This is a genomic window from Pseudomonas sp. LFM046 (genome assembly GCF_000949385.2).
GTDB lineage: Bacteria > Pseudomonadota > Gammaproteobacteria > Pseudomonadales > Pseudomonadaceae > Metapseudomonas.
The window spans coordinates 613,301-640,254 of sequence record NZ_JYKO02000001.1; the positions used below are offsets into that span (position 1 = coordinate 613,301).

Sequence of the window (26,954 nt, forward strand, 5' to 3'; positions counted from 1 at the left end):
GCATCGGAATCGTCACGCAAAATAACAAGAGCCTGCCGCCATGTCCCGAGCCGCCCGCCTCGACAGCGCCCACATCACCCCGAGCGCGCATTACACCGGTTACGTCTGGTATCGCCATCAACTGGCCGAGGCTCCGTTCGTCACAGCCTTCGGGCGGCTGGCCCACGGCCTGCTGGCGCCGGTCAGCTGGGGCGCCAGGGCGGCGTTCGGGCTGGATGTGGAGCGCTTCCTGCTGCAGCGCCATCTGTTGATTGATGCCTGTCTGCGCGAGGCCATCGAGCAGCGCGGCGTGCGCCAGGTGGTGGAGATCGCCTGCGGCCTGTCGCCCCGTGGCCGGCGCTTCTGCGCCCGGTACCCGGATCTGCGTTACCTGGAGGCTGACCTGCCGCCCATGGCGGCCCGCAAGCGCCTGCTGTTGCACGAGGAGGGCTGGCTGAGCGCGCGGCACCAGGTGCGGCCTGTGGATATCCTGGCCGACCAGGGCGCCCACAGCCTGTCGGCGCTGTTTTCCGGGCTGGATGCGGAACTGCCGGTGCTAGTGATCACCGAGGGCCTGGTGAATTACTTCTCCCTCCCGCTGATCGAGACCTTCTGGACCCGGCTGGCGGCGCAGCTGCGCCCGTTCCCATCCGCCACCTACCTCACCGACCTCTACCCCGACCTGCCCGAGCACCCGCGCTATCGCCAGTTGCGCTGGGGCATCGACCTGGTGGGACGGCTGACCCGTGGCCGTTACTACCTGCATTACCGGGGCGACCCGGCCATCGTCGACGGCTTCGGCGCCTGCGGATTCCGTGAGGTGCGGGTGCACGACCCGAAGGAGTTGGCAACTGCACCGGCGGATGCCTGGCCGGCACTGGTGCGAGTGGTGGAGGCGCGGATTTGAGGTTGGATCGGGCCGCTCGTGGGCGAATGTATTTGAACGTGGGAAGCTGCGTCCTGAGTGTGCGGCCAACTGGCGGAGTAGGGTGCGCCGCGCGCACCAGCGGTTGGCAATAGTGCCGGGTCAGGCCCCGGGAGCGGTGCGCGCAGCGCACCCTACGGTCGACCAAGTGCTGAGGGCATGCTGCGGAGAGGAGGGTGAGCTACGCCCCCTTCCGGTGAGCTTCAATCCTTCAGGCGTAGGCCACTGCCCGGCTATCTGCCTGCACCACCTGCGCCGCCAGTGCCTCGCTGGCTTCGGCGTCGGTGTGGGGGAACACCAGCGCCAGCCTGTCGCCATCTCGGCGCAGGGGCAGGATGTCCAGTGGTGGCAGTTCGCCGGCTTGCAGGCGCCAGCCACGCGGCGGCAGCTCGGCGGGAAGGTCCGCTTGCAGCAGGCCGCCGAAGAATCCCAGTTCACTGACCTCCACTGTCCATTCGCCGCCATCGACATGGAGCAGGCGGCCACGCCGGTTGAGCGGGGCCACGCGCGGTTCCTGGCGCCGTTCCAGGTGGTCCAGGCGATTGCGGGCCAGGCGCGTGGCGCCGGGGCTGGCCAGGGGCAGGGCGGTTCCCTGGAGGAAGGGCCGGTAGAAGCTGGCGCAGGCTTCGCGCTGCTCGAACTGGGCCAGGTGGTCGCCGTTATGGATCAGGGCGCAATCGGCGTCCGCACAGGCAGCGGCAAATCCCGCATGTTCCCAGGGCTGGGTGAAATGGTCGTATTCGCCGGCCAGGACGAGGGTGGGGCAGGTCGGATGCAGGCCGAAGCCGGGGAAATCCAGCAGGCGCCGGCTGTTCTGCAGGTATCGTTCTACATCTTGCGGGGAAAGGCGCTGCATCTGTCGCAAAAGCGCTCTGCGGAATGTCAGCGAGATCCCGGTTTCCTCCAGCCGTAGCGGATTGATCAGGCCGGTGAGGGCCCCTTGGGCGAAACGCAGGACCTGGCCCTCGGCCAGCAGGTCCAGGCCTTCCTCCAGCATGCGCCGGGCGCCGGGGCGGCCGAAGGCGGTAATGCCGGCCAGCAGCAGGCGCGCGCAGCGCTGGGGATGGCGTACGGCGAACAGGGCGGCCAGGGCCGAGCCGTAAGACAGGCCGATGGGCATCAGGGGCGGCAACTGGAGTTCTTCGGCAAAGGCGGCGATGAGGTCTGCCAGTTGCTCGAGGGAGAGTTCCGGGGCCAATTGCAGATTGCCACCCTGACTCGGCAGGTCGAGGAGGATCACCGGGTGGCGGGGCAGCAGTTCCTGCACCTCGGCACCGAAGGAGCGGAAGCTCTGGAACGCGCCGCCCAGCATCAGCACGGGTTCCCGACGGTCGTCCGAGTGCTGGGAGAAGGCCTGGTAATGCAGGGGCCAGGGGCCGAGTTGGACGATGCAGGGGGCGTCGGCCAGGTGCTGCGGGGCGAAGTCGGTCCGATAACGCATGGCAGGTTCTCCGGCGCCTGGGCGCTTCTTGTTCTTATTCGGGGGCTGAATCTGGAAGGTAAACAGCGCGGCCGATTTTGTTTACCCAACCTTCGGGCGGGCGCTCCGCTGGAGTGTCACCTTGCCGCTCGCGGCCCTTGCGGGCCGTGGCTTACGCCGTTACGGGAAGGGGCAGCGGAACGGCCTGTCTACCATCCGCCCGGCGCCGCTGGGCGCGGGCGAGCGCGGTCGCTATAATCAGCCGCTTTCCCTTCGCCAGAACACGAGACCATGACCGAGTCCGTTCTCGATTACATGACCCGCCTTGGCCGCGCTGCCCGCGCCGCCTCGCGCGTGGCCGCCCGTGCCAGCACCGCGCAGAAGAACCGCGCCCTGCTGGCTGCCGCCGATGCCCTGGACGCCGCCCGTGGCGAGCTGTCCGCTGCCAACGAGCAGGACCTGGCCAATGGCCGGGCCAACGGTCTTGAGCCAGCCATGCTCGACCGTCTGGCGCTGACCCCAGCCCGCATCGACGACATGATCGAGGGCCTGCGTCAGGTCGCTACGCTGCCGGACCCCATCGGCGAAATCCGTGACATGCGCTACCTGCCGTCCGGTATCCAGGTGGGCAAGATGCGCGTCCCGCTGGGCGTGATCGGCATCATCTATGAGTCCCGTCCCAACGTGACCATCGATGCCGCCAGTCTCTGCCTGAAGTCCGGTAACGCCACCATTCTGCGCGGCGGGTCCGAGGCCATTCATTCCAACCAGGCCATCGCCGTCTGCATCCAGAAGGGCCTCGCCGAAGCCGGCCTGCCCAGCGAACTGGTGCAAGTGGTGGAAACCACCGACCGTGCCGCCGTGGGCGCGCTGATCAGCATGCCGGAATACGTGGACGTGATCGTCCCGCGCGGCGGCAAGGGCCTGATCGAGCGCATCAGCCGCGACGCCAAGGTGCCGGTGATCAAGCACCTGGACGGCATCTGCCACGTCTACATCGACGTCGCTGCCGACCTGGACAAGGCGATCCGCGTCGCGGACAACGCCAAGACCCAGCGCTACGCGCCGTGCAACACCATGGAAACCCTGCTGGTGCACAGCGGCATCGCCGCCCGCGTGCTGCCGCCACTCGCCGCCATCTACCGCGACAAGGGCGTGGAACTGCGTGGCGATGCGGCCACCCGCGCACTGCTGGGCAATGAGGTGCTGGAAGCGACCGAAGAAGACTGGCGTACCGAGTACAACGCGCCGATCCTCTCGATCCGCATCGTCGACGGCCTCGACCAGGCCATCGAGCACATCAATACCTACGGCTCGCAGCACACCGACGCCATCATTACCGAGAACTTCAGTGATGCCCGGCGCTTCCTCACCGAAGTGGATTCCGCGTCGGTGATGGTCAACGCCTCGACCCGCTTCGCCGATGGCTTCGAGTACGGCCTGGGCGCGGAGATCGGCATTTCCACCGACAAGCTGCACGCTCGCGGCCCGGTCGGCCTGGAAGGCCTTACCAGCGAGAAGTACGTGGTCTTCGGCGACGGTCACGTACGTACCTGATGGGCAAGCGCATCGGCCTCTTCGGCGGCACCTTCGATCCTGTGCATATCGGTCACCTGCGGGGCGCCCTGGAGGTGGCCGAGCAATTCGGTTTCGACGAGTTGCGCCTGATCCCCAGCGCTCGTCCGCCTCATCGCGGGACGCCGCAGGTGTCAGCGGCCCAGCGCCTGGAGATGGTCCGCCTGGCGGTGGAGGGCGTTGCGCCCCTGGTGGTGGATGACCGCGAGCTCAAGCGCGAACGGCCGTCCTGGACCATCGAAACCCTGGAGTCCCTGCGCGCCGAGCTGGACGCCGATGACCAGCTGTTCCTGCTGGTGGGCTGGGATGCCTTCTGCGGCCTGTCGACCTGGCACCGCTGGAACGAACTGCTCGACCATTGCCACATCCTGGTCCTGCAGCGCCCGGACGCCGACAGCGAAGCGCCGGAAGACCTGCGTGACCTGGTGGCGGCGCGCAGCGCGGTCGATCCGCTTTCCCTGCAGGGGCCGGCCGGGCAGATCGCCTTTGTCTGGCAGACGCCCCTGGCGATTTCCGCCACCCAGATCCGCCAATTGCTGGGGGAGGGGCGCTCGGTGCGCTTTCTCGTGCCCGACGCCGTATTGGCCTATATCCATGCGCACGACCTGTACCGTGCGCCGAATTGATTTATTGAGGTAGTTGAACCCGATGCATAACGAAGAACTCGTCAAGGTCGCCATCGCGGCCCTGGAAGACCTGAAAGGTCAGGAAATCACCACCATCGATGTACGTGGCAAGACCAGCATCACCGATTTCATGGTGATCGCCAGCGGCACCTCCGGTCGTCACGTCAAATCCCTGGCCGAGAACGTGCTGGAGAAGGCCAAGGAGCAAGGCGTGCGCGCCCTGGGCAGCGAAGGCCTGGACGGCGGCGAGTGGGCCCTGCTGGACCTGGGCGACGTGGTGGTGCATGTGATGCAGGTCGCCACCCGCCAGTTCTACGACCTGGAGCGCCTGTGGCAAGGCGCCGAGCAGAGCCGCGCCCACCACAGCCACGAGTAAGCGGGGCGTCCCTTGCGTCTACGTCTGATCGCCGTCGGCACTCGCATGCCGCGCTGGGTGGAAGAGGGCTGGCACGAGTACGTCAAGCGCCTGCCTTCCGAGCTCAGCCTGGAGCTGGTGGAAATCCCCCTGACCACGCGCGGCAAGAACGCCGACGTGGCACGGATGATCCGCCAGGAAGGCGAGGCCATGCTGGCCAAGGTGCAGCCGGGGGAACGCATCGTCACCCTGGAAGTCCAAGGGCGGCCGTGGAGCACCGAGCAGTTGGCCGCCGAGCTGGATCGCTGGCGCCTGGATTCGCGCACCGTCAACCTGATGGTCGGCGGCCCTGAAGGCCTGGCGCCTGAAGTCTGTGCCCGTAGCGAGCAGCGCTGGTCGTTGTCGCCGCTGACGCTGCCGCACCCTCTGGTCCGCATCCTCATCGGCGAGCAGATCTACCGTGCCTGGACCGTGTTGTCTGGCCACCCCTACCACAAGTAAGTCCTGGTCATGCCGCAACCGATCCGCCTGAAAGACCACGAAAAAGATGCCCGCCTGGTGCGTCGGCGCGTGATCGTCGGCGCGGTGGCGGTGTTGTTGCTGACCTGCACGCTGATCGCTCGCCTCTACTACCTGCAGGTGATCCAGTACGAGTACCACTCGACGCTGTCCGAGAACAATCGCGTCCATGTGCAGCCGATCCCGCCCACCCGTGGGCTGATCTTCGACCGCAATGGCGTGATCATCGCCGACAACCGGCCCAGCTTCAGCCTCAGCGTCACCCGTGAACGGGCCGGCGAGTGGCAGAAGACCCTCGACGTGATAGTCGAAGTGCTGCAGCTGACCCCGGAAGACCGCACCTTGTTCGAGAAGCGCATGAAGCAGGGCCGCCGCCCCTTCGAGCCGGTGCCCATCCTCTTCGAACTGACCGAGGAACAGATCGCCCGCATCGCCGTGAACCAGTTCCGCCTCCCCGGCGTGGAAGTGGTGGCGCAGCTGGTGCGGCATTACCCCCAGGGCGAGCATTTCGCCCATTCTGTGGGCTATGTCGGGCGCATCAACGAGAAGGAACTCAAGCAGCTCGACCCTGTGAACTACAGCGGCACCCACCATATCGGCAAGACGGGCATCGAGCGCTTCTACGAGGACCAGCTCCATGGCGAGGTGGGGTACGAGGAAGTCGAGACCAACGCCCGCGGCCGCGTCCTGCGGGTGTTGAAACGCACTGACCCGAAGCCGGGCAAGGACCTGGTGCTGACCCTCGACGTACGCCTTCAGGAAGCTGCTGAACAGGCCCTGGCGGGACGCCGTGGCGCCATCGTCGCCATCGAGCCGTCCAGTGGCGACGTGCTGGCCATGGTCAGCCAGCCGAGCTTCGACCCGAACCCCTTCGTCACCGGCATCAGCTTCAAGTCCTATGCCGAGTTGCGCGATTCCATCGATCGGCCGCTCTACAACCGCGTGTTGCGGGGCCTCTACCCGCCGGGTTCGACCATCAAGCCGATGGTGGCGGTGTCCGGCCTGGATGCTGGCGTGGTGACACCGGCCTCGCGCGTCTTCGACCCGGGCTTCTACCAGCTGCCGAACTACGACCACAAATACCGCAACTGGAACCGCTCCGGTGACGGCTGGGTGAACATGGAAACCGCGATCATGCGGTCAAATGACACCTACTTCTACGATCTTGCCCACAAGATGGGTATTGATCGCCTGCACGACTACATGAGCCGCTTCGGCTTCGGCCAGCGCGTGGCCCTGGACATGTTCGAGGAGTCCTCCGGCCTGATGCCGTCCCGCGAGTGGAAGCGCGCCCGCTACCGCCAGGCCTGGTTCCCGGGTGAAACCCTGATCCTCGGTATCGGCCAGGGCTACATGCAGGCCACTCCGTTGCAGCTGGCGCAGGCGGTCGCGCTGATGGCCAATCGCGGCAAGTGGATTCGCCCGCACCTGGCGAAGACCATCGAGGGCCAGCCGCCGGTGGACCCGAGCCCGATGCCGGACATCCTGCTGCGCGACCCGAAGTTCTGGGATTACGGCCGTCTTGGCATGGAACAGGTGGTCCATGGCGCCCGAGGCACGGCCCACAAGGTCGGCGCCACTTCGGTCTACCGCATTGCCGGCAAGTCCGGTACCGCCCAGGTGGTCGCGATCAAGCAGGGCGAAAAGTACGACCGCACCAAGCTCCAGGAGCGCCACCGCGACCACGCCCTGTTCGTCGCCTTCGCCCCGGCCGAGGACCCGAAAATCGCCGTGGCGGTGATGGTGGAAAACGGCGAGTCCGGCTCGGGCGTCGCCGCGCCGGTGGTCAAGCAGGTCATGGACGCCTGGCTGCTCGGTGAAGATGGCCAGTTGAAACCCGAGTTCCGCCCGCCGCAGCCCCTGGCGGACCAGCAGAGCGCCAATCGATGAACAGCAATTTCGACCGCACCATCTCCCAGGAGGACGTGCTCAAGCGCCGCGCGACCCTGCTGCAGCGCCTGCACATCGATGGCTGGCTGCTGCTGATCCTCCTGTTGCTGGCTGCCGGCAGCCTGTTCGTCCTCTATTCCGCCAGTGGCAAGCACTGGGACCTGCTGATGAAGCAGGCCAGCTCCTTCGGCCTCGGTCTTGGCGCGATGATCGTGATCGCCCAGTTCGAGCCGCGCTTCATGGCGCGCTGGGTGCCGCTGGGCTACGTGGTGGGCGTGAGCCTGCTGATGGTGGTGGAGATCATGGGCCACACGGCCATGGGCGCGACGCGCTGGATCAACATTCCCGGGGTGATTCGCTTCCAGCCCTCGGAGTTCATGAAGATCATCATGCCGGCGACCATTGCCTGGTACCTGTCGCGGCATAACCTGCCGCCCAAGCTCAAGCACATTGCGATCAGCCTGGTGCTGATCATTGTGCCTTTCGTGCTGATCCTGAAGCAGCCGGACCTGGGCACCGCGATGCTGATCCTGGCTTCCGGCGCCTTCGTGCTCTTCATGGCCGGACTGCAGTGGCGCTGGATCCTGGGGGCGGTGGGAGCGGTGGTGCCGGTGGCCGTGGCCATGTGGTACTTCGTGCTGCACGACTACCAGAAGCAGCGGGTGCTGACCTTCCTCGATCCGGAAAGCGACCCTCTGGGTACCGGCTGGAACATCATCCAGTCCAAGGCGGCCATCGGCTCGGGCGGCGTGTTCGGCAAAGGCTGGCTATTGGGCACTCAGTCGCACCTGGATTTTTTGCCCGAAAGCCACACGGACTTTATCATTGCCGTCCTTGGCGAAGAGTTCGGCCTTGTGGGCGTCTGCCTGCTGCTGTTGGTCTACATGCTCCTCATCGGTCGCGGGCTGGTCATCACCGCCCAGGCCCAGACCCTGTTCGGCAAGCTGCTGGCGGGCAGCCTGACCATGACCTTCTTCGTATACGTTTTCGTCAACATCGGCATGGTCAGCGGATTGCTGCCGGTCGTGGGGGTACCCCTTCCCTTCATTAGCTACGGCGGAACCCACTTGGTGACGCTGCTGTCTGGGTTCGGGGTATTGATGGCGGTTCACACTCATCGGAAGTGGATCGCCCAGGTTTGAAACGAGTGAATGAATTGAAAGCACTGCGCAGATGGATGCAGTCGGGGGCTTCCGGAGTTGCCCTGGTCGGCCTGCTGGGGGCAGCCGCGCCGGCTCTTTCCGGGGATTACGAGGGCTCGCCACAGGTGGCTGAGTTCGTCGCCGAAATGACCCGTGATTACGGCTTTGCCGGCGAGCAATTGGTGGACCTGTTCCGCGAAGTGGAGCGCAAGCAGTCCATCCTCGACGCCATTTCCCGGCCCGCCGAGCGGGTCAAGCCCTGGAAGGAATACCGTCCGATCTTCATCACCCCGGCGCGGATTCAGAAGGGCGTCACCTTCTGGAATCAGTACGCCGACGCGCTGGCCCGTGCCGAGAAGGAGTACGGTGTTCCCGCCCAGGTCATCGTCGCGATCATTGGCGTCGAAACCTTCTATGGCGGCAATACCGGCAATTTCCGCGTGATCGATGCACTGTCCACCCTGGGCTTCGACTACCCGCCGCGGGCCGACTTCTTCCGCAAGCAGTTGAAGGAATTCCTCCTGCTGGCGCGTGAGGAACAGGTCGACCCGCTGATGCTCAAGGGCTCCTATGCCGGCGCCATGGGCCTGCCGCAATTCATGCCGAGCAGCTTCCGCGCCTACGCCGTGGATTTCGATGGCGATGGCCATATCGATATCTGGAACAATCCCGTGGACGCCATTGGCAGCGTCGCCAGCTACTTCAAGCGCCACGGCTGGGAAGCCGGCGGGCTGGTGGTCAGCCGTGCCCAGGTGCGCGGCGAACGAATCGACGAAGGGTTGACCCAGGGGCTGGACCCGGTGAAGAACGTCGGCGATCTTAGGGCGCTGGGCTGGGCAAGCAGCGACGCACTGCGCGATGATGTGCCGGTTACGGCCTTCCGGCTGGAGGGTGACGAGGGGGCGGAGTACTGGATGGGACTGCCGAACTTCTACGTCATTACCCGCTACAATCGCAGCGTGATGTACGCCATGGCTGTGCATCAGCTTTCCGAACTGCTGGTCAACGCAAGGGGCGGGCGTTAACCGATGCCACAACCGATAAGAGTCGCCGTCTACGGCGCCGTAGCTTTGTTGCTGGCCAGCTGCTCGAGCAGCCGTGCGCCGGTACCAGTCCAGCCTGGCGGCCCGATCTCCGGTCCTGGCGATTACTCGCGTCCGCATCGAGATGGCGCCCCCTGGTGGGACGTCGACGTCTCGCGCATTCCCGACGCCGTGCCCATGCCGCACTACGGTGCGCTCAAGGCCAATCCCTATACGGTGCTGGGCAAGACCTACTACCCGATGAATGACGCGCGCCGCTACCAGGCGGTGGGCACCGCATCCTGGTACGGCACCAAGTTCCACGGCCAGGCCACCGCCAACGGCGAGGCCTACGACCTTTACGGCATGACCGCCGCCCACAAGACCCTGCCGCTGCCGAGCTATGTGCGGGTGACCAACCTGGACAATGGCCGCAGCGTGATCCTGCGGGTCAATGACCGTGGTCCCTTCTATTCCGACCGCATCATCGACCTCTCCTTCGCCGCGGCGAAGAAACTCGGCTACGCCGAGGTGGGCACCGCCCGGGTCAAGGTGGAAGGCATCGACCCCCATGAGTGGTGGGCCGCCCAGGGCCGTCCGGTGCCCATGGTGCTGGCGCAGCCGAAGATGGCCGCTCAGCCCCAGGCGCAACCCCAGCCGGTTGTCCAGGTGGCCAGCGCGCCGGTCGAGCAGTACACCCCGCCGCCCCAGCAGCACGCCGCCGCCGTGCTGCCGGTGCAGATCGACGCAAAAAAAAACGATTCACTCGCAGCCTCTGGCCTGTATCTCCAGGTGGGCGCCTTCGCCAATCCGGACGCTGCGGAACTCCTCAAGGCCAAGCTGAGCGGGACGGTGAGTGCCCCGGTCTTCATCAGCTCGGTCGTGCGCAACCAGCAGATACTGCACCGGGTACGCCTGGGGCCGATCGGAACTCAGGGTGAGGCACAGGACGTGCAAAACACGGTGCGCCTGGCCAATCTCGGGCAACCAACCCTGGTGAAGCCGGACTGACGGCTTCAATCATTTGCCCGCAAGGGCCTGTTAGACCATTAGCTACTTTCCAGAGAGACGGATGAACATCTTCAGCTTCGCCAAACGCCTATTACTGCCCGCAGCCCTGCTCATCGTCGCGCCGGTCTCCATGGCGGCCCAGCAGGTCATTCCGTCGCCGCCGCAACTGGCCGCCAAATCCTACGTCCTGATGGACGCCCAGAGCGGCCAGGTGCTGGTTGAGAACAACGGCGACCAGCGCCTGCCCCCGGCCAGCCTGACCAAGCTGATGACCGCCTACATCGCCACTCTGGAAATCCGTAAGGGCCAGATCGGCGAAACCGACCCGGTGACCATCAGCGAGCACGCCTGGCGCACCGGTGGTTCGCGCATGTTCGTCCAGGTGAACACCCAGGTAGCCCTGGGCGACCTGCTGCACGGCATCATCATCCAGTCGGGCAACGACGCCAGCGTGGCCGTGGCCGAGCACATCGCCGGCAGCGAAGATGCCTTCGCCGACATGATGAACACCACTGCCGAGAAGCTCGGCATGAGCAACAGCCACTTCATGAACGCCACCGGCCTGCCGGATCCGGAGCATTTCTCCACCGCCCATGACATGGCTCGCCTGGCCCGCGCGATCATCTACGAAGATCCGGCCCACTACGCCATCTACTCCCAGAAGGAATTCTTCTGGAACAACATCAAGCAGCCCAACCGCAACCTGCTGCTGTGGCGCGACAAGACCGTCGACGGCCTGAAGACCGGCCATACCGACGAAGCCGGCTACTGCCTGGTGGCGTCCGCCGTTCGTGACAACATGCGTCTGATCGCCGTGGTGTTCGGCACCAACAGCGAGCAGGCCCGCGCGGCCGAGACCCAGAAGCTCCTGACCTACGGCTTCCGCTTCTTCGAAACCCAGACCTTCTACCAGAAGGGCGCCGAACTGGCCAAAGCCCAGGTCTGGAAGGGCGCGACCCGCGAAGCCAAGGCCGGCCTGGCCCAGGACCTGTCCCTGACCCTGCCGAAGGGCCAGATCAAGAAGCTGCAGGCCAGCATGACCTTGAATCCGCAGCTGATCGCCCCCATCAAGCAGGGTGACGTGATCGGCAAGGTCGAGGTGAAGCTGGAAGACCAGGTGATCCACAGCGCCGACCTGATCGCCCTGGAAACCGTCGAGGAAGGTGGCTTCTTCCGCCGCCTGTGGGATAGCATCCGTCTGTTCTTCTTCGGCCTGTTCAACTGACCTACTGAGCCGACGCCTCGCGCCCTACCCGGGTTCGGGGCGTCCGCATCGCGGGCCACGAGTCCGCTGCCGCCATGACCGATACTCCTGACGTACAACCCCCGAAAATCGAGTTTCCCTGCGAGCGCTACCCCATCAAGGTGATTGGCGATTCCGGCGATGGCTTTGCCGATATGGTGATTGAAGTCATCCAGCGCCACGCTCCCGATCTCGACGCCACCACCCTCGTGGTGCGCGACAGCCGCAACGGCCGTTTCCTCTCTGTGCAGGTGCTGATCACCGCCACCAGCGTCGATCAGTTGCAGGCGATTCACGTCGACCTGCGCGCCACTGGCCGCGTGCACATGGTGCTCTAGTGGCACCCGCCGAGCTTTTCGTGCGTCACCTGGGGCTGGTGGACTACCTGCCGACCCTGGAGGCGATGCGCCGTCTGACCGTCGAACGCGACGAACGGACCCCCGACGAAATCTGGCTGCTGCAGCATCCCCGGGTGTTCACCCAGGGCCAGGCCGGCAAGGCCGAGCATCTGCTGGCGCCGGGAGACATCCCGGTGGTCCAGGTGGAGCGCGGCGGCCAGGTTACCTACCATGGCCCCGGCCAACTGGTGGCCTATCTGATGCTGGACCTTCGCCGCCTGGGACTGGGCGTGCGCGAGCTGGTCACAGCCATGGAGCAGAGCCTGGTGGATGTCCTGGCTGCCTATGGCGTTACGGCAGCACCCAAGGCGGATGCTCCCGGCGTTTATGTCGATGGCGACAAGATTGCCTCGCTGGGGCTGCGGGTCAGCCGTGGCTGCTCCTTCCACGGCTTGGCGCTCAACGTGGACATGGATATGTCGCCCTTCTGGCGGATCAACCCCTGCGGTTACGCCGGGCTGAAGATGGTGCAGCTCAAGGATTTCCTCGAGACGCCGCCGCAGCTCGATGAGGTGGCGCGGCACCTGGAGCAGGCTCTGCGTCAGCGGCTGGGCTACACGCAGTAGAAGGATGTTCCCGGATAAACGACGGCCCCCTCTCCCATAGGGAGAGGGGGCCGTTTCGTTAGATCGCGTCTGATTACCCGCTGCAATCGCCCCAGCCACTCCCTCGGGAGTGGGTTGGGCGGTTCCTGCTCAACCCAGGTTGAGTGTCGGAATGATGCTCGAGTCGACGGGCTGGCCCGGTACCGGCACCGGCGCGGCCAGGCCCAGGTTGTTCTTCTCGAACACCCGGTCGGCCCTGTAGCTGGAGCGCACCAGCGGGCCGGCGGCGACTTCCATGAAGCCCTTCTGCAGGCCGATATCGCGGAAGCGGTTGAACTCTTCCGGGCTGACCCAGCGCTGAACCTTTAGATGGTTGCGGGTGGGCTGCAGGTACTGGCCGAGGGTGAGGATGTCCACGCCAATGGCGCGCAGATCGTCCATGGTCTCGATGATTTCCTCGTCGGTCTCGCCCAGTCCCAGCATCAGGCTGGTCTTGGTCAGCACGTCCGGGCGGTGGCGCTTGGCATGCTCCAGCACGCGCAGCGTCTTCTCGTAACCTGCGCGCGGGTCCCGCACCACATGGGTCAGGCGCTTGACCGTCTCGACGTTCTGCGCGAACACCTCCAGGCCGGAGTCCACCACCCGTTCGATGGCCTCGTGGTCACCGTTGAAGTCCGGGGTCAGGGCCTCCACAACCACCTGGGGCGTGCGCTCCTTGATGGCGCGCACGCAGGCGGCGTAGTGGCCGGCGCCGCCATCGTCCAGATCGTCGCGATCCACCGATGTCAGCACGATATAGCGCAAAGCCATCAGTTCGACCGACTTGGCCGTGTTCTGCGGCTCTTCCAGGTCCAGCCAGCCATTGGGGTTGCCAGTGTCCACGGCGCAGAAGCGGCAGGCACGAGTACATACCGAGCCCATCAGCATGATGGTGGCGGTGCCGTTGGACCAGCACTCACCCATGTTCGGGCAGTGCGATTCCTGGCACACGGTGCTCAGGCGGTGCTCGCCGACGTTGCGCTTGACCGCGTCGAAGCGGCTGCCCCCCGGCGCCTTCACCCGCAGCCACTTGGGTTTGGGCTCGAAGACCTGGGGTTCGGCTGAGGCGCGGCGCTTCTGGCCATCCTTGATCGCGGTGATGCCCTGAGCAGTACGGAATTTTTCGCCGCTGGCGACGTGTTTGGACGAGTCTGTATCGGACATCGGAAATCTGACTCCGCTAGAGGCTTCAAGGGCTGCCGCAGGGGCACAAGAGGGTGGCGCAGTGTATCACAAGAGGTGTCCGCCCAGGCTGGCAGCGCGACGTTCCCGGTCTTGGCGCGACGTTAGGGAGCGTAGCGCCTGGCGCCAATTTGCGGACCATTCGCGGTCCGCAGGCGTCAGCGTTGGCGCAGGCTTTCCAGCAGCTTCTGGGTCGGGAATCCGTCCGCGGGCCAACCGAGGCGCTGCTGGTAACCGCGAATGGCCTTGCGGGTATTGGCGCCGATGATCCCGTCCGGCGTGCCCGGGTCGTAGCCAGCGGCGGTGAGGGACTCCTGCAGTTCAACCCGTTCGCTGCGGCTCAGGGGGCGTTCGTCCCGGGGCCAACTGCCGATGAGCTGGCCGCCGCCATCGAAGCGCTCGCCCAGCAGGCTGACGGCGAGGGCATAGGACGAGGAGTTGTTGTACTTGAGGATGGCGCGGAAGTTATCCAGTACCAGGAACGCCGGGCCGCGATAGCCGGCCGGCAGCAGGAGCGATGCACTTTCTCCGGACAGACCATTGGCCTGCGGACCCACTAGTAGTACGCCCGTGGCCTGCCACTGGCCCACGGATTTGCGGATATCCCCATCGGCGTGGGCGTAGTCGAAGCCCTGGGGGAGTTGCACCTGCAACGCAGCGGGCTGCCCCTTGCGCCAGCCGGAAGCCTGCAGGTAGTGGGCGGCGGAAGCCAGGGCATCGGCTGCGGAGTTCCAGATATCCCGGCGGCCGTCGCCGTCGAAGTCCACCGCGTGGCTGTTGTAGGTGGTGGGAATGAACTGGGTCTGCCCCATGGCGCCTGCCCAGGACCCCAGCATGCCGCCGGGCTGGATGTCGCCGTGCTGGAGGATCTGCAGGGCTGCCAGCAACTGGGCATGTGCGAACTCTGGGCGACGGCCTTCGTAGGCCAGGGTGGCCAGGGAGCGGATTACCGACTTGTCCCCCATGAACTGGCCGAAACTGCTTTCCATGCCCCAGATGGCCACCAGGGGCTCCCGGTCAACGCCAAAGCGCTGCTCGATGGCGGCCAGCGTGGTGGCATGCTCGGCCATCAGGGACTGGCCCTTGCGCACGCGATAGGGGGAAATGGCGCCTTCCAGGTATTCCCAGACGGGGCGGGTGAATTCGGGCTGGCTGCGGTCAGCGGTGATAACGCTGGCGTCGGGGGTGATGCCGGCGAACGCGCGATCGAAGGTCGCGGTGTCTATGCCGCTTGCCAAGGCTTGACGTCGGAAGCCGTCACGCCAGGCATCGAAGCTGATGGCCGGCATCACCACCGGGGCTTGTGCCGGCGACGTGGCGGCTTTGGCGGCGGGTTGGCTGGCCTGGGGCAGGGGAGCGGTGGCGGGTTTCTGGGCCGGGGCTTCGGCGCAGGAGGCTATCAGGGTCAGAGCGGAGGCCACGGCCAGGCGACGGAATATCAGGCCGGGGGCTGGGGCGTTGAACATGCGCGGTTCTCGGACAGACGAATCAAGCCGCGACCTTAACACGTCTCGCCACTTTCAGGCGGCCATAAGCGACGAAGCCTCCCAATCGTGGGAGGCTTCGCGGCGGTAGCTGCCTTTGCCTTTCAGGGGCTTCTCCTGGCGGCAGCGGAAGAGTGGTTGGGCTACCAGGGACTTTGCGCGGTTGTGTGCGCCTTTGTTGCGTTTCTTGGCCATGGCCGATGATCCTCGATTGGCGTCCGCACCAGTGCGGGCGCGCGAATCATCGGCTTCTGCTCAGAAAATGTCCAGTCACTCGGCGGAGAGGGGTAGACGCTGGCCGGCCAATAGCAAGGAGAGGCGTGCGAGGCCGTTCCAGGGATCACCCGGAGCCTGGCCCTTGATCTGTGCGTCGATGCGCTGGGCGTCTTGCAGCATCTGGTTCCAGCGGGAGGCTGGATGGCGCTGCAGGGCGCGGCTGACCAGCGGGCGGCGCTTGTCCCAGACCGGCGGGCGAGCAGCGGCGAAGGCCTTTTCCAGTGGCACGCCCTGGCTGTACTGCTGGGCAAGACCCGCCAGCAGGCGCAGTTCGCGAGCCAGGGCCCAGAGGATCACCGGAGGCTCTACGCCCTCGCCACGCAGCCCTTCCAGGGTCCGCAGGGTGTGGGCCGGCTCGCCATTGAGTGCGGCGTCGATCAGGCCGAAAACGTCGAAGCGGGCGCTGTCAGCCACTGCCGCCTGAACGGTGGCGGCATCCACTTGGCCACCCTCGGCCAGCAACTTGAGTTTTTCGATTTCCTGGGCGGCCGCCAGGAGGTTGCCTTCCACCCGCGCGGCGATCAGGTCCACGGCTTCCTGGTTGGCGGCCAGACCGGCCTGAGCCAGGCGCTGGCGAATCCACTGGGGCAGGTTGTGGGCTTCGATCGGCCAGATCTGGATGAACTGGGCGTCCGCGCCGTCGATCAGGGCCTTGGCCCATTTGGTCTTCTGGGTACTGCCGTCGAGCTTGGGCAGGCTCAGCAGCAGTACGGTGTCTTCCGGTGGGCGGGAGAGGTACTCCAGCAGCGCGGCGGCGCCCTTGTCCCCCGGCTTCCCCGAAGGCAGACGAACTTCCAACAGGCGTTTCTCGGCGAACAGCGAGAGGCTGGCGCCCGCTTCCAGCAGCAGGCCCCAGTCGAAGTTGGCTTCGGCGTTGAACACCTGGCGCTCGCTGAAATCCCGCGCACGGACGCTGGCGCGAATGGCGTCGCAGGCTTCCTGGCAGAGTAGTGGTTCGTCGCCACTGACGACGTAGACCGGTGCCAGTTGGCCCTGCAGGTGTTTGCCCAGTTGTGCGGGGTTGAGTTTCATAGGCGCAAATGACCGGGGCCGCTGGTGCGGCCCCGTGTACTCACTGGATGGGCAGTTGCAGCGGAGACTGCTGCGGTTGCTGGGCCTGTTCGGCCCTGCGCGCGGCTTCCTCCGCTTCGGCTTCGGCCTTGGCCTTGGCTTCGGCGGTCTGCTGAAGCTGATCCAGTTGGGTCGGGGTGATCAACTGCAGGCGCATGACGATCTGCTGAACCATTTCCTGGTGCATTTCCTGGCGCAGTTGCGCAGCTTCCTGGTCGGAACCGATCAGGTTGTTGCTGTCGTGTACGTAGTACTTCTGCACGGACAGTTGGTCGTTCATCAGCAACATGTCGTTGCTGCCGCGGATTTCGTATTTCAGCGTCTGGGTCAGCTCGTACTCGGCGCTTCGAGCGGAGCTGGTGTAGGTGGCCGCCCGCTGGCTCTCGGCCTCGTTGGTCAGCACCAGCGTGTAGGGAGCGCCGGCATGGACTTTGACCTTGTTGTCTTCCAGCGCCTTGCGCACATCCTTGACGGTCTGGCCGTATTGGTTGCGGGCAGTGACATCCAGTTCGGTCAGGGCGAACTCGGCGTCGACCGTGCCGCGCAGCTGGAAGCCGCACGCGCTCAGTAGTGCGCTGAGGCCCAGGACCAGCAGATTCCGTTTCATCATTTCTTGCGTTCCCCTTGCGTGCAGTCCGGCGCCGCTCCCGGAGGAGCAACGCCGGCTTCCATCAGTTGGCGACAATGTTGACCAGTTTGCCCGGCACCACGATGACCTTGCGAATGGTCAGGCCATCGGTGAAGCGCAGCACGTTCTCGTTGCCACGCGCGGCGGCTTCCACCGCTTCGCGGCTGGCGTCGGCCGGCACTTCGATGTGGCCGCGCAGCTTGCCGTTGACCTGTACCACCAGTTGCAGGCTGTCCTGCACCAGGGCGGCTTCGTCCACGACCGGCCAGGCGGCATCGATGACGGCATCGGCATGGCCCAGCTCGCGCCACAGTACGTGGCTGATGTGCGGGGTGATGGGGGCCAGCAGCAGTGCCACGGATTCCAGGCCTTCCTGGAGGAGGGCGCGGTCTTCGGCGCTGGCCTGCGGGGCCTTTTCCAGCACGTTCATCAGGGTCATCACGGCCGCGATGGCGGTGTTGAACTTGTGGAACTGGCCAACGTCCTGGCTGGCCTGGCGGATGGCCAGGTGGATAGCGCGATGTACGGCCTTCTGCTCGTCGTTCAGGGCACTGCGGTCCAGGGCGGCCGGCAGGCCAGCGGCGACGTGGCTCTGGGCAAGGCGCCAGACGCGGCGGAGGAAGCGGCTGGCACCTTCGACGCCGGAGTCGGACCACTCCAGGCTCATGTCCGGCGGCGAAGCGAACATCATGAACAGGCGGCAGGTGTCGGCACCGTACTGGTCGATCATGGCCTGAGGGTCGACGCCGTTGTTCTTCGACTTCGACATCTTTTCGGTGCCACCGATTTCCACGGGCAGGCCGTCGGTCTTCAGGCGAGCGCCGATGATCTTGGCCTTGGCGTCACGCTCAACCTCGACGTCGGCCGGGTTGAACCAGTCCTTGCCGCCGTTGGAAGCGGTGCGGTAGTAGGTTTCGGCGACCACCATGCCCTGGGTGAGCAGGTTCTTGAACGGCTCGTCGGAGCTGACCAGGCCTTCGTCGCGCATCAGCTTGTGGAAGAAACGCGCGTAGAGCAGGTGAAGGATGGCGTGCTCGATGCCGCCGATGTACTGGTCGACGGGCAGCCAGTGGTTGGCAGCGGCCGGATCGACCATGCCCTTGTCGTAGTTCGGCGAGGCGTAGCGGGCGAAGTACCAGGAGCTTTCCACGAAGGTGTCCATGGTGTCGGTTTCGCGCTTGGCCGCAGTGCCGCATTTCGGGCAGGTGCAGCTGTAGAACTCGGGCATCTTGGCCAGCGGGCTGCCGGCGCCGTCCGGCACCACGTCTTCAGGCAGCACTACCGGCAGTTGGTCTTCCGGCACCGGTACGTCACCGCAGCTCGGGCAGTGGATGATCGGGATTGGGCAGCCCCAGTAGCGCTGGCGGCTGATGCCCCAGTCGCGCAGGCGGAACTGGGTGCGGGCCTGGCCCAGGCCTTTCTCCTGCAGGGCCACTTCGATGGCGTCGAAGGCGCCCTGGTAATCCAGGCCGTCGAATTCGCCGGAGTTGATCAGTTGGCCGTGCTCGCCGTAGGCGTCCTGCCAAGGGGCCGGGGTCTCGTCACCCGCGGCGGTGCGGATTACCGGTTTGATCGGCAGGTCGTACTTGTGGGCGAAGGCGAAGTCACGCTCATCGTGGGCCGGCACGGCCATCACAGCGCCTTCGCCATAGTTCATCAGCACGTAGTTGGCGACCCACACCGGCAGCGTCTCGCCGGTGAGCGGGTGCTCGACGAACAGCGGAGTGGGCAGGCCCTTCTTCTCCTGAGTGGCGATATCGGCTTCGGCAACGCCGCCACGCTTGCACTCGTCGATGAAGGCCTGCAGTTCGGCAGCCTTGTCGGCCGGCATCTTCTGCACGGCCAGCGTGGCCAGCGGGTGCTCGGCGGCAACCGCTACGTAGGTGGCGCCCAGCAGGGTGTCGGGGCGGGTGGTGAAGACCTTCAGCGCGCCGTCCAGGCCGATGCTGGCCTGGTCATAGGGGAAGCTGACTTCCATGCCGCGGGACTTGCCGATCCAATTGCGCTGCATGGTCTTGACCTGCTCGGGCCAGCCGTCCAGGTCGTCGAGGCTGCTCAAGAGTTCATCCGCGTAGGCGGTGATCTTGAAGTAGTACATCGGGATCTCGCGCTTCTCCACCAGCGCGCCGGAACGCCAGCCGCGACCGTCGATGACTTGCTCGTTGGCCAGTACGGTCTGGTCCACCGGGTCCCAGTTCACGGTGCCGTTCTTGCGATAGATGACGCCCTTTTCGAACAGCTTGGTGAACAGCCACTGCTCCCAGCGGTAGTAGTCGGGCTTGCAAGTGGTGACTTCACGGGACCAGTCGATGGCAAGGCCCAGGCTCTTCAGCTGGGACTTCATGTAGTCGATGTTCTCGTAGGTCCACTTGGCGGGTGCGACGTTGTTCTTCATCGCGGCGTTTTCCGCCGGCATGCCGAAGGCATCCCAACCCATGGGCTGCAGCACGTTCTTGCCCTGCATGCGCTGGTAGCGAGCGATCACGTCGCCGATGGTGTAGTTGCGCACGTGCCCCATGTGCAGCTTGCCGCTCGGGTAGGGGAACATCGACAGGCAATAGAAGGTGTCCTTGCCGGGCTGCTCACTCACTTCAAAGGATTTGTGCGCGTCCCAGTGGGCTTGCGCGGCGGCTTCGATTTCGCGGGGCTGATACTGTTCGTGCATGGCTACTGGCGCTGAAGGATTGGGTTCCCTGGGGCCGATTGCGCCGGCTTTCGCCACAACATGGACCCCGTCGGGAAACGGAAATTCAAGCGCCGTAGCATACATGACCCCCATCGGCCTAGGGAAACCCTGAATGCACGGGTGGGCGTCCGTCGGGCATCCCGGCACCGTTTGTCGCTGGCACCTTGCAGCCAGGAACCGAACGCTAAGCTTTTCATAAGCAAGGCAAGCGTTTACGTGGTTCGAGGTGCTGGATGGCTGAGTTGCGGCGGACGGAATCAGGGAACGGGCTATACGAGCGGTTGTTGCACCGGCTGGCCCTAGCGCTGGATGAAGCGGATACAGCGGTTCGCTTGCGCGACGAGGAGCCGCTTGAACTGGAATTGAAGGGATTGACCCCCGCCGAGATGGAGTTGATCCGCGCATACTTGGACAAGGACATGCGCTGGCTCCGTGGTTGGCACGCTGCGGCGGAAGAGTTGGCCGCCATCAAGGAATTGCCGCGCTCCCCCCTGCGTTCGGAACGCACTTCTGCCCAACCTTTGCCCCTCAAGCCGAAGCCTCCGTTCAAGCGGCGCCAGCAGCTGTGTTGCGCCATGTGCGGCACGCCAGCCATCTGGCAGCGCGGCCAGGGGGTTCAGGCCTGCATGTCCTGCGGCTCGCAGCTTTTCCGCACGAGCAATCCCCGCTAGGCTCCGGGCACCTGGAGGTGCCCATGCCAATTCGTTACATCCTCAAGCAGATTCTGCTGCCGCCTGGTGGCCTGCTGCTGTTGCTTCTGTTCGCCTGGTGGATGCGCCGGCGCATGCCGCGATTGTCGAAGGCCTGCTTCGTGGCGGGGTTCGGCGGCCTTTGGTTGATGAGCCTGCCCATCGTCGTCGAGTGGTCGGCCAAGGTGCTGGAGCGCGAACCACCCCTGGCCGAGGTGGAGTGGTCGCAACTGGCCGGGCGGGTGGATGCGATCGTGGTGCTGGGCGGTGGCCGGGATCGTGACGACCCTGCCTGGGGAGCAGACCAGCCCGCCCTATTGCCCCTGGAGCGGCTGCGCTATGCCGCGCGCGTGGCCCGTGCCAGTGGCCTGCCGTTGCTGACCAGCGGCGGCCTGCACTTCGGCGAGCCGCCCAGCGAGGCGCAGATCATGGCCGACACGCTCAAGCGTGATTTTGGTGTCGAGGTGCGCTGGCTGGAGGGTGAAAGTCGCACGACCTGGGAGAATGCCCAGTTCTCGGCGCGGCTTCTGCAATCCGACGGTGTTCGCCGAGTGCTGCTGGTAACGCAGGCGGCCCATATGCCTCGGGCGCGTTGGTGCTTTGAGCGTGCCGGTTTCGAAGTGGTAACGGCGCCCGTGGGGTTCATGGGCGTTCCCAATGGCCGCCCCTTGAAGGGATGGCTGCCGGAGGCCAAGGCAGTGTGGCAGAGCAGCCTGCTGCTCAACGAGGCGATCGGGTTGATCGCCTATCCATTGGCCTACGACTGAGGCGGAATGGGGCCGTTACGCGGCCCCAGGTGACTTGCCCCGCTCTCGCGGGTCAGACCGTCTTGGCGATTCGACTGGCCATGAGAGCCCAGGCGAAGAGCAGGCCGCAGAGGATCACCAGCGGCCAGGCGCGCCATTGCAGATAAGGCGTCAGGCCCTGCATGGGCAGGACCTCTCCGTAGAGCACGCCCTGCTGGAACTGCGGGATGCCCTCGGTGATCTGGCCGTGGGGATCGATCAGCACAGTGACCCCATTGTTGGTGGCACGGATCATCCAGCGCCCGGCTTCCAGGGCGCGCATCTGCGCCATCTGCAGGTGCTGCAGCGGGCCGATGGACGTGCCGAACCAGGTGTCGTTGCTCACCGTCAGCAGGATGTCGCTCTGCGCCGCGAGATCGGCTGCGAACTCGGGATAGACCACCTCGTAGCAGATGTAGGGCGCGATGCGGTACCCCTTGGCCAGCAGCGGCTTCTGGTCAGAGTCGCCACGGGCGAAGTCGGACATGGGCAGGTCGAAGAAGGCAATCAGGCCGCGCAGCAGGTCCTGCAGCGGCACGTACTCGCCGAAGGGCACCAGCTTCTGCTTGAGGTAAGTGCCTTCACCCTGGCCGACCACAGTGATGCCGTTGTAGTAGCGCTTCTCGCCACGCTCATTGAGCTGGCGGATCGGCACGCCGGTGATCAGGGCGGACTGGCGGTCGTTGGCGAACCGGCCCATTACGCCGAGGTACCCGTCGACGAACTCCTTGAGCACCGGCACTGCGGTTTCGGGCCAGACGATCAGGTCCGCCTTCCGGGCGCTGAAGGTCATGTCGCGGTAGAGGGCCAACTGGGCATTGAGCTGTTCCGGGTCCCACTTCATGTTCTGTTCAACGTTGCCCTGCATGGCCGCCACCTTGAGCGGCTCACCGGCGGGCTGCGTCCAGGCGTGACCTTTGAGGGCCAGGCCGACGGCCCAGGGCGCGACCAAGAGGACGACGCCAGCACCGAGGAAGGCGGGGCGGCTGCGCAGCTGCGCCAGGTTCACCAGCAGGGCGGCGGTCAGGGCCAGGGCGAAGGACACCAGCCAGACACCCCCCACCGGTGCCAACCCGGCCAGCGGGCCGTCAAGCTGGCTGTAGCCGGCATAGAGCCAGGGGAAACCGGTGAGGAACCAACCGCGGAAGGCTTCCTGGGCCAGCCAGAGTGCGGCGAAGGCCAGGGTGTCGGCCAGGGCGGCTTCGCTGCGACGGAGCCAGCGGGCCCAGACCAGCGCAGGTAAGGCGAAGAAGAGCGCGACGCCGGCGCTGAAGCCGACGGTGAGGAATGTCGCCAGGGGTACGGAAGCGGCGCCGTAGTCGTGGATGCTCACGTAGATCCAGCCGGTGCCAGCGAGGTAGAGGCCAAAGCCGTAGCACCAGCCGCGCCAGAAGGCTGCCTTGGGCGCGAGGTCCCGCAGGCCCAGGTAGAACAGGGCAAGGGACAGAAGTTCGAGGGGCCAGAAATCGAAGGGGGCGAAGGCCAGGGGCGTCAGGGCGCCGGCGGCCAGGGCCAGCAGGTTGCCCGGCCAGCCGGGGCGGGTGATCCAGTTCATGCTCGGTCCTTGGGCGGATGGGGAGCTGGAATAGCGTGCGGCGCTGGATTATCCACATGCGCCCCTCTGCTGTGGAGGGGCGCACGCGAATCAGTGGGACAGCGGGGAGAGACGCAGCAGGTGGATGCGGCGGCTGTCCGCGTTGAGCACACGGAAGCGGAAGTCGCCGATTTCGGTGGTCTCGTTGCGCTTGGGCAGATGGCCGAAGGCACCCATGACCAGGCCGCCGACGGTGTCGAACTCGTCCTCGGAGAAGTCGGTCTCGAAGAACTCGTTGAAGGCATCTACCGGCGTCAGGGCCTTGACGATGAAGTCGCCGCTGGGCAGCGGCTTGATGTAGCTGTCTTCCTCGACGTCATGCTCGTCCTCGATGTCGCCGACGATCTGCTCCAGCACGTCTTCGATGGTCACCAGGCCCGCCACGCCGCCGTACTCGTCGATGACGATGGCCATATGGTTGTGGTTGGCACGGAATTCTCGGAGCAGGACGTTGAGGCGCTTGGACTCGGGCACGAAGGTGGCCGGGCGCAGCAGGTTCTTGATGTTGAACGGCTGGCTGCCGTCATGAAGGATCAGCGGGAGCAGGTCCTTGGCGAGCAGGATGCCCATGACGTCATCGAGGCTTTCGCCGACGACCGGGTAACGGGAGTGGGCCGCGTCGATGATCGCCGGGAGGAACTCCTTCGGCGAGTGATGGGCCTTGATGCTGATCATCTGCGAGCGCGGCACCATGATGTCGCGTACCTGCAGGTCGGCGACCTGGATGGCGCCTTCGACGATCGACAGCGCTTCGCTGTCGAGCAGCTTGTTCTGGTGGGCTTCGCGCAGCAGCTCGAGGAGCTCCTGGCGGCTTTTCGGCTCATGGGCAAAGGCCTGGGTCAGCTTTTCCAGCCAGGACCTGTGCCCGTTGCTCGATCGATCTTCGCTCATATGTCCTTTGCTCGGTGCTTCTTATTGGTCTTCGTCGTCGCGGTAAGGGTCGGGGTGGCCAAGTTCGGCCAGCAATTCCCGTTCCAGTGCTTCCATTTCCTCGGCTTCCTCATCCTCGATGTGGTCATAGCCGAGCAGGTGCAGGCAGCCGTGAATCACCAGGTGCGCCCAGTGCGCCTCCAGGGTCTTGCCCTGTTCGGCGGCCTCCCTGGCCACTACCGGCGCGCAGATCACCAGGTCGCCGAGTAGCGGGATGTCCAGCAACTCGTCCGGCACGTCTGCGGGGAAGGAGAGCACGTTGGTAGCGTAGTCCTTGTGCCGCCAGGTGCGATTGAGTTCGCGGCCTTCGGGCTCATCCACCAGGCGAATGGTCATTTCGGAGTCAGCGGTGCGCTGGCGCAGGGCCAATTCGCACCAGCGACGGAAGTCCGCCTCGCTCGGCAGGCCCTGGGCCTCGCTGGCGAGTTGCAGGTCAAGTTCAAGCATTGTCGTCTATGGCGCCCGGATCGTTGTCGGCTGGTTTGGCCCTGGCTTGCTGCTGGCGGCTGTCGAAGCGGTCGTAGGCTTCCACGATGCGCTGTACCAGCGGGTGGCGTACCACGTCCTGGGACTTGAAGTGAGTGAAGCTGATACCCGGCACATCGCGCAGCACATCGATCACGTGGGTCAGCCCGGACTTGGTGCCTCGGGGCAGGTCGATCTGGGTAATGTCGCCGGTGATCACTGCGGTGGAGCCGAAACCGATACGGGTCAGGAACATCTTCATCTGCTCGAGTGTAGTGTTCTGACTCTCGTCGAGAATGATGAAGCTGTTGTTAAGGGTGCGGCCGCGCATGTAGGCCAGCGGGGCAACCTCGATGATCTGCTTCTCGATCAACTTGGCCACCTGCTCGAAGCCGAGCATCTCGTACAGCGCATCGTAGAGCGGACGCAGATAGGGGTCGATCTTCTGCGAGAGGTCGCCGGGGAGGAAGCCGAGCTTTTCGCCGGCCTCCACGGCGGGACGCACCAGCAGGATGCGCCGCACCTGCTCACGCTCGAGGGCATCCACGGCGCAGGCCACGGCCAGGTAAGTCTTGCCGGTGCCGGCCGGGCCGATGCCGAAATTGATGTCGTGGTCGAGGATCGATTTGACATAGCGCTGCTGGTTGGCGCCGCGCGGGCGGATGTTGCCCTTGCGGGTCCGCAGGCTCACGGCCTCGGTCCGGGGATTGGCCTCGTCCATGCCGGTTTCGCGCAGGAACAGGTGCACCATGTCGGGCTCCAGTTCGATGGCTTCGGTCTCGCGATAGAGGCGGCGCAGGAGGTTTTCCGTGGCATGGGTGATCTGGGGATCACCGACCAGTTCGAACTGGTTGCCGCGATTGCGGATCTCGATGCCCATGCGCTGCTCGATCAGGCGCAGGTGCTCGTCGAATTGGCCGCACAGGTTGGCGAAGCGGCGAGCTTCAAAGGGTTCCAGGGTGAAACGGTGAAGATCCAGGGAGGCGTTCAATGTCGTGTGTTCGCCCTGAGGCGGCAGGAAATGGTGGATCAAGAATAACCCCGAGGGCCCGGCTGGAAAAGCACGGGCCCAACGGGTGCGTCAGTGCAGGTTCTCTTCGATCAGGGTGCCGCGCAGGGAGTGGGGCAGGGCGTCGTCGATGTGCACGTCGACGAACTGGCCGATCAGGCGCGGGTTGGCGCTGCGGAAGTTGACGATGCGGTTGTTCTCGGTACGGCCCTGGAGCATGCCCGGGTCCTTCTTGGAGAAGTCGCTGACGAGGATGCGCTGGACGCTGCCGACCATTCGTCGGCTGATCTCGAAGCCTTGCTGGTGGATGCGGCCCTGCAGAATCTGCAGGCGCTGCTTCTTCACTTCTTCCGGGGTGTCGTCCACCAGATCCGCCGCCGGGGTGCCCGGGCGCGAGCTGTAGATGAAGGAGAAGGAGAAGTCGAAGCCGACGTCTTCGACCAGCTTCATGGTCTGCTCGAAGTCCTTGTCGGTCTCGCCGGGGAAACCGACGATGAAGTCCGAGCTGATGCAGATGTCCGGCACAGCAGCCTTCAGCTTGCGGATGCGGGATTTGTATTCCAGCGCAGTGTGGTTGCGCTTCATGGCCGCGAGAATGCGGTCGGAGCCCGCCTGGACCGGCAGGTGGACGAACTTAACCAGCTCCGGCACTTCGGCGTGGGCCTGGATCAGCGCGTCGGAGAATTCCAGCGGGTGTGAGGTGGTGTAGCGGATGCGGTCGATACCGTCGACGGCGGCGACCACGCGGATCAGCTCGGCGAAGTCGGCGATGCGGCCGTCATGGGTCAGGCCACGGTAGCCGTTGACGTTCTGGCCCAGCAGGGTCACTTCGCGAACGCCGTTCTCGGCCAGGTGGATGACTTCGGCCAGCACGTCATCGAACGGGCGGCTGACTTCTTCGCCACGGGTGTAGGGCACCACGCAGAAGGTGCAGTACTTGCTGCAGCCTTCCATCACCGAAACGAAGGCGCTGGGGCCGTCGACGCGCGGTTCGGGCAGGCGGTCGAATTTCTCGATTTCGGGGAAGCTGATGTCCACCTGCGGCTTTCGGGTGTCGCGCGCGGCGTCGATCATTTCCGGCAGCCGGTGCAGGGTCTGCGGGCCGAAGACCACGTCGACGTAGGGCGCGCGCTCACGGATGGCGGCGCCTTCCTGGCTGGCCACGCAGCCGCCCACGCCGATCACCAGCTCCGGGTTCTGCTGTTTCAGTTCACGCCAGCGGCCAAGTTGCGAAAACACCTTCTCCTGCGCTTTCTCGCGGATCGAGCAGGTGTTGAGCAGAATCACGTCGGCTTCTTCCGGACGCTCGGTGACCTCCAGCGCCTGATGTTCACCGAGCAGGTCGACCATGCGCGAGCTGTCGTACTCGTTCATCTGGCAGCCGTGGGTTTCGATATAGAGCTTCTTGGCCATGCACGTAAGAGTCAGGTGGTTCGAAGAACCGCGCATTATAGTCGCCATGCCGC

General features: G+C 65.2%; 26 protein-coding genes. 14 read left to right on the top strand and 12 right to left on the bottom strand.

Annotated features, from left to right (window positions below):
* Positions 1-40: 40 nt before the first annotated feature.
* Positions 41-886: a class I SAM-dependent methyltransferase gene (locus TQ98_RS02920; RefSeq protein ID WP_044872307.1), complete on the top strand. Its 846-nt coding sequence runs from the start codon at positions 41-43 to the stop codon at positions 884-886.
* A gap of 229 nt (positions 887-1,115) precedes the next feature.
* Here TQ98_RS02920 and TQ98_RS02925 read toward each other — a convergent pair whose 3' ends face one another.
* Positions 1,116-2,345 (bottom strand): alpha/beta hydrolase, encoded by a 1,230-nt coding sequence (locus TQ98_RS02925; protein WP_044872306.1) that lies wholly within the window; start codon positions 2,343-2,345, stop codon positions 1,116-1,118.
* Between the two features lie 270 nt (positions 2,346-2,615).
* Between TQ98_RS02925 and TQ98_RS02930 the strand changes: the two genes are divergently transcribed.
* The 11 genes from TQ98_RS02930 (at position 2,616) to lipB (ending at position 12,671) form a co-directional block, all read left to right on the top strand.
* A complete protein-coding gene (locus tag TQ98_RS02930) occupies positions 2,616-3,881 on the top strand; it encodes a glutamate-5-semialdehyde dehydrogenase (RefSeq protein WP_044872305.1) in 1,266 nt (421 codons plus the stop codon).
* Positions 3,881-4,525: a nicotinate-nucleotide adenylyltransferase gene (nadD, locus tag TQ98_RS02935; RefSeq protein ID WP_044872304.1), complete on the top strand. Its 645-nt coding sequence runs from the start codon at positions 3,881-3,883 to the stop codon at positions 4,523-4,525. The genes TQ98_RS02930 and nadD overlap by 1 nt, the downstream gene beginning before the upstream one ends.
* Before the next feature lie 22 nt (positions 4,526-4,547).
* The gene (rsfS, locus tag TQ98_RS02940) at positions 4,548-4,901 is read left to right on the top strand and encodes a ribosome silencing factor (RefSeq protein WP_044872303.1); all 354 of its coding nucleotides are present in this window, start codon (positions 4,548-4,550) and stop codon (positions 4,899-4,901) included.
* Positions 4,902-4,913: 12 nt separating this feature from the next.
* Positions 4,914-5,381, top strand: coding sequence for a 23S rRNA (pseudouridine(1915)-N(3))-methyltransferase RlmH (gene rlmH / locus TQ98_RS02945; RefSeq protein WP_044872302.1), 468 nt, complete (start codon positions 4,914-4,916; stop codon positions 5,379-5,381).
* A gap of 9 nt (positions 5,382-5,390) precedes the next feature.
* The gene (mrdA, locus tag TQ98_RS02950; RefSeq protein WP_044872301.1) at positions 5,391-7,289 is read left to right on the top strand and encodes a penicillin-binding protein 2; all 1,899 of its coding nucleotides are present in this window, start codon (positions 5,391-5,393) and stop codon (positions 7,287-7,289) included.
* Positions 7,286-8,431 (top strand): rod shape-determining protein RodA, encoded by a 1,146-nt coding sequence (rodA, locus tag TQ98_RS02955; protein ID WP_044872300.1) that lies wholly within the window; start codon positions 7,286-7,288, stop codon positions 8,429-8,431. The genes mrdA and rodA overlap by 4 nt, the downstream gene beginning before the upstream one ends.
* A gap of 14 nt (positions 8,432-8,445) precedes the next feature.
* Complete coding sequence (mltB, locus tag TQ98_RS02960) at positions 8,446-9,456, top strand: lytic murein transglycosylase B (RefSeq protein ID WP_044872299.1); 1,011 nt, start codon at positions 8,446-8,448, stop codon at positions 9,454-9,456.
* A 3-nt stretch (positions 9,457-9,459) separates the two neighbouring features.
* Positions 9,460-10,464 carry a septal ring lytic transglycosylase RlpA family protein gene (locus TQ98_RS02965; RefSeq protein ID WP_044872298.1) on the top strand — a complete coding sequence of 335 codons (1,005 nt, stop codon included), beginning with the start codon at positions 9,460-9,462 and terminating at the stop codon, positions 10,462-10,464.
* A gap of 61 nt (positions 10,465-10,525) precedes the next feature.
* On the top strand, positions 10,526-11,689 hold the full coding sequence (locus tag TQ98_RS02970) for a D-alanyl-D-alanine carboxypeptidase family protein (protein ID WP_044872297.1): 1,164 nt from the start codon (positions 10,526-10,528) through the stop codon (positions 11,687-11,689).
* 74 nt (positions 11,690-11,763) lie between these two features.
* On the top strand, positions 11,764-12,045 hold the full coding sequence (locus TQ98_RS02975) for a DUF493 domain-containing protein (RefSeq protein ID WP_044872296.1): 282 nt from the start codon (positions 11,764-11,766) through the stop codon (positions 12,043-12,045).
* Positions 12,045-12,671 (top strand): lipoyl(octanoyl) transferase LipB, encoded by a 627-nt coding sequence (gene lipB / locus TQ98_RS02980; RefSeq protein ID WP_082073192.1) that lies wholly within the window; start codon positions 12,045-12,047, stop codon positions 12,669-12,671. The genes TQ98_RS02975 and lipB overlap by 1 nt, the downstream gene beginning before the upstream one ends.
* A gap of 129 nt (positions 12,672-12,800) precedes the next feature.
* Here lipB and lipA read toward each other — a convergent pair whose 3' ends face one another.
* The 6 genes from lipA to leuS all read right to left on the bottom strand — a co-directional run bounded on the left by lipA (position 12,801) and on the right by leuS (position 19,995).
* On the bottom strand, positions 12,801-13,853 hold the full coding sequence (gene lipA / locus TQ98_RS02985) for a lipoyl synthase (RefSeq protein WP_044872295.1): 1,053 nt from the start codon (positions 13,851-13,853) through the stop codon (positions 12,801-12,803).
* Positions 13,854-14,029: 176 nt separating this feature from the next.
* Positions 14,030-15,337, bottom strand: coding sequence for a lytic murein transglycosylase (locus tag TQ98_RS02990; RefSeq protein ID WP_044872294.1), 1,308 nt, complete (start codon positions 15,335-15,337; stop codon positions 14,030-14,032).
* A gap of 54 nt (positions 15,338-15,391) precedes the next feature.
* On the bottom strand, positions 15,392-15,550 hold the full coding sequence (gene arfA / locus TQ98_RS02995; RefSeq protein ID WP_044872293.1) for an alternative ribosome rescue factor ArfA: 159 nt from the start codon (positions 15,548-15,550) through the stop codon (positions 15,392-15,394).
* Positions 15,551-15,625: 75 nt separating this feature from the next.
* On the bottom strand, positions 15,626-16,663 hold the full coding sequence (gene holA, locus TQ98_RS03000) for a DNA polymerase III subunit delta (protein ID WP_044872292.1): 1,038 nt from the start codon (positions 16,661-16,663) through the stop codon (positions 15,626-15,628).
* A 40-nt stretch (positions 16,664-16,703) separates the two neighbouring features.
* Positions 16,704-17,312: an LPS assembly lipoprotein LptE gene (lptE, locus tag TQ98_RS03005; RefSeq protein WP_044872291.1), complete on the bottom strand. Its 609-nt coding sequence runs from the start codon at positions 17,310-17,312 to the stop codon at positions 16,704-16,706.
* 61 nt (positions 17,313-17,373) lie between these two features.
* Entirely contained in the window at positions 17,374-19,995 is a 2,622-nt protein-coding gene (gene leuS / locus TQ98_RS03010; protein ID WP_044872290.1) for a leucine--tRNA ligase, read from the bottom strand.
* A gap of 254 nt (positions 19,996-20,249) precedes the next feature.
* On the opposite strand from leuS, the gene TQ98_RS03015 reads away from it, so the two are divergent.
* A complete protein-coding gene (locus TQ98_RS03015; RefSeq protein ID WP_044872289.1) occupies positions 20,250-20,687 on the top strand; it encodes a hypothetical protein in 438 nt (145 codons plus the stop codon).
* 23 nt (positions 20,688-20,710) lie between these two features.
* Entirely contained in the window at positions 20,711-21,472 is a 762-nt protein-coding gene (locus TQ98_RS03020; protein ID WP_044872288.1) for a YdcF family protein, read from the top strand.
* Between the two features lie 52 nt (positions 21,473-21,524).
* Here TQ98_RS03020 and lnt read toward each other — a convergent pair whose 3' ends face one another.
* The 5 genes from lnt to miaB form a co-directional block, all read right to left on the bottom strand.
* Positions 21,525-23,045: an apolipoprotein N-acyltransferase gene (lnt, locus tag TQ98_RS03025; protein ID WP_044872287.1), complete on the bottom strand. Its 1,521-nt coding sequence runs from the start codon at positions 23,043-23,045 to the stop codon at positions 21,525-21,527.
* 90 nt (positions 23,046-23,135) lie between these two features.
* Positions 23,136-23,975, bottom strand: a complete 840-nt coding sequence (locus TQ98_RS03030) for an HlyC/CorC family transporter (protein ID WP_044872286.1) — start codon at positions 23,973-23,975, stop codon at positions 23,136-23,138.
* Between the two features lie 21 nt (positions 23,976-23,996).
* Complete coding sequence (gene ybeY / locus TQ98_RS03035) at positions 23,997-24,461, bottom strand: rRNA maturation RNase YbeY (protein WP_044872285.1); 465 nt, start codon at positions 24,459-24,461, stop codon at positions 23,997-23,999.
* Positions 24,454-25,470: a PhoH family protein gene (locus TQ98_RS03040; RefSeq protein WP_044872284.1), complete on the bottom strand. Its 1,017-nt coding sequence runs from the start codon at positions 25,468-25,470 to the stop codon at positions 24,454-24,456. Before TQ98_RS03040 ends, ybeY begins: the two co-directional genes overlap by 8 nt.
* Before the next feature lie 90 nt (positions 25,471-25,560).
* Positions 25,561-26,901, bottom strand: coding sequence for a tRNA (N6-isopentenyl adenosine(37)-C2)-methylthiotransferase MiaB (miaB, locus tag TQ98_RS03045; RefSeq protein WP_044872283.1), 1,341 nt, complete (start codon positions 26,899-26,901; stop codon positions 25,561-25,563).
* Positions 26,902-26,954 lie beyond the last annotated feature (53 nt).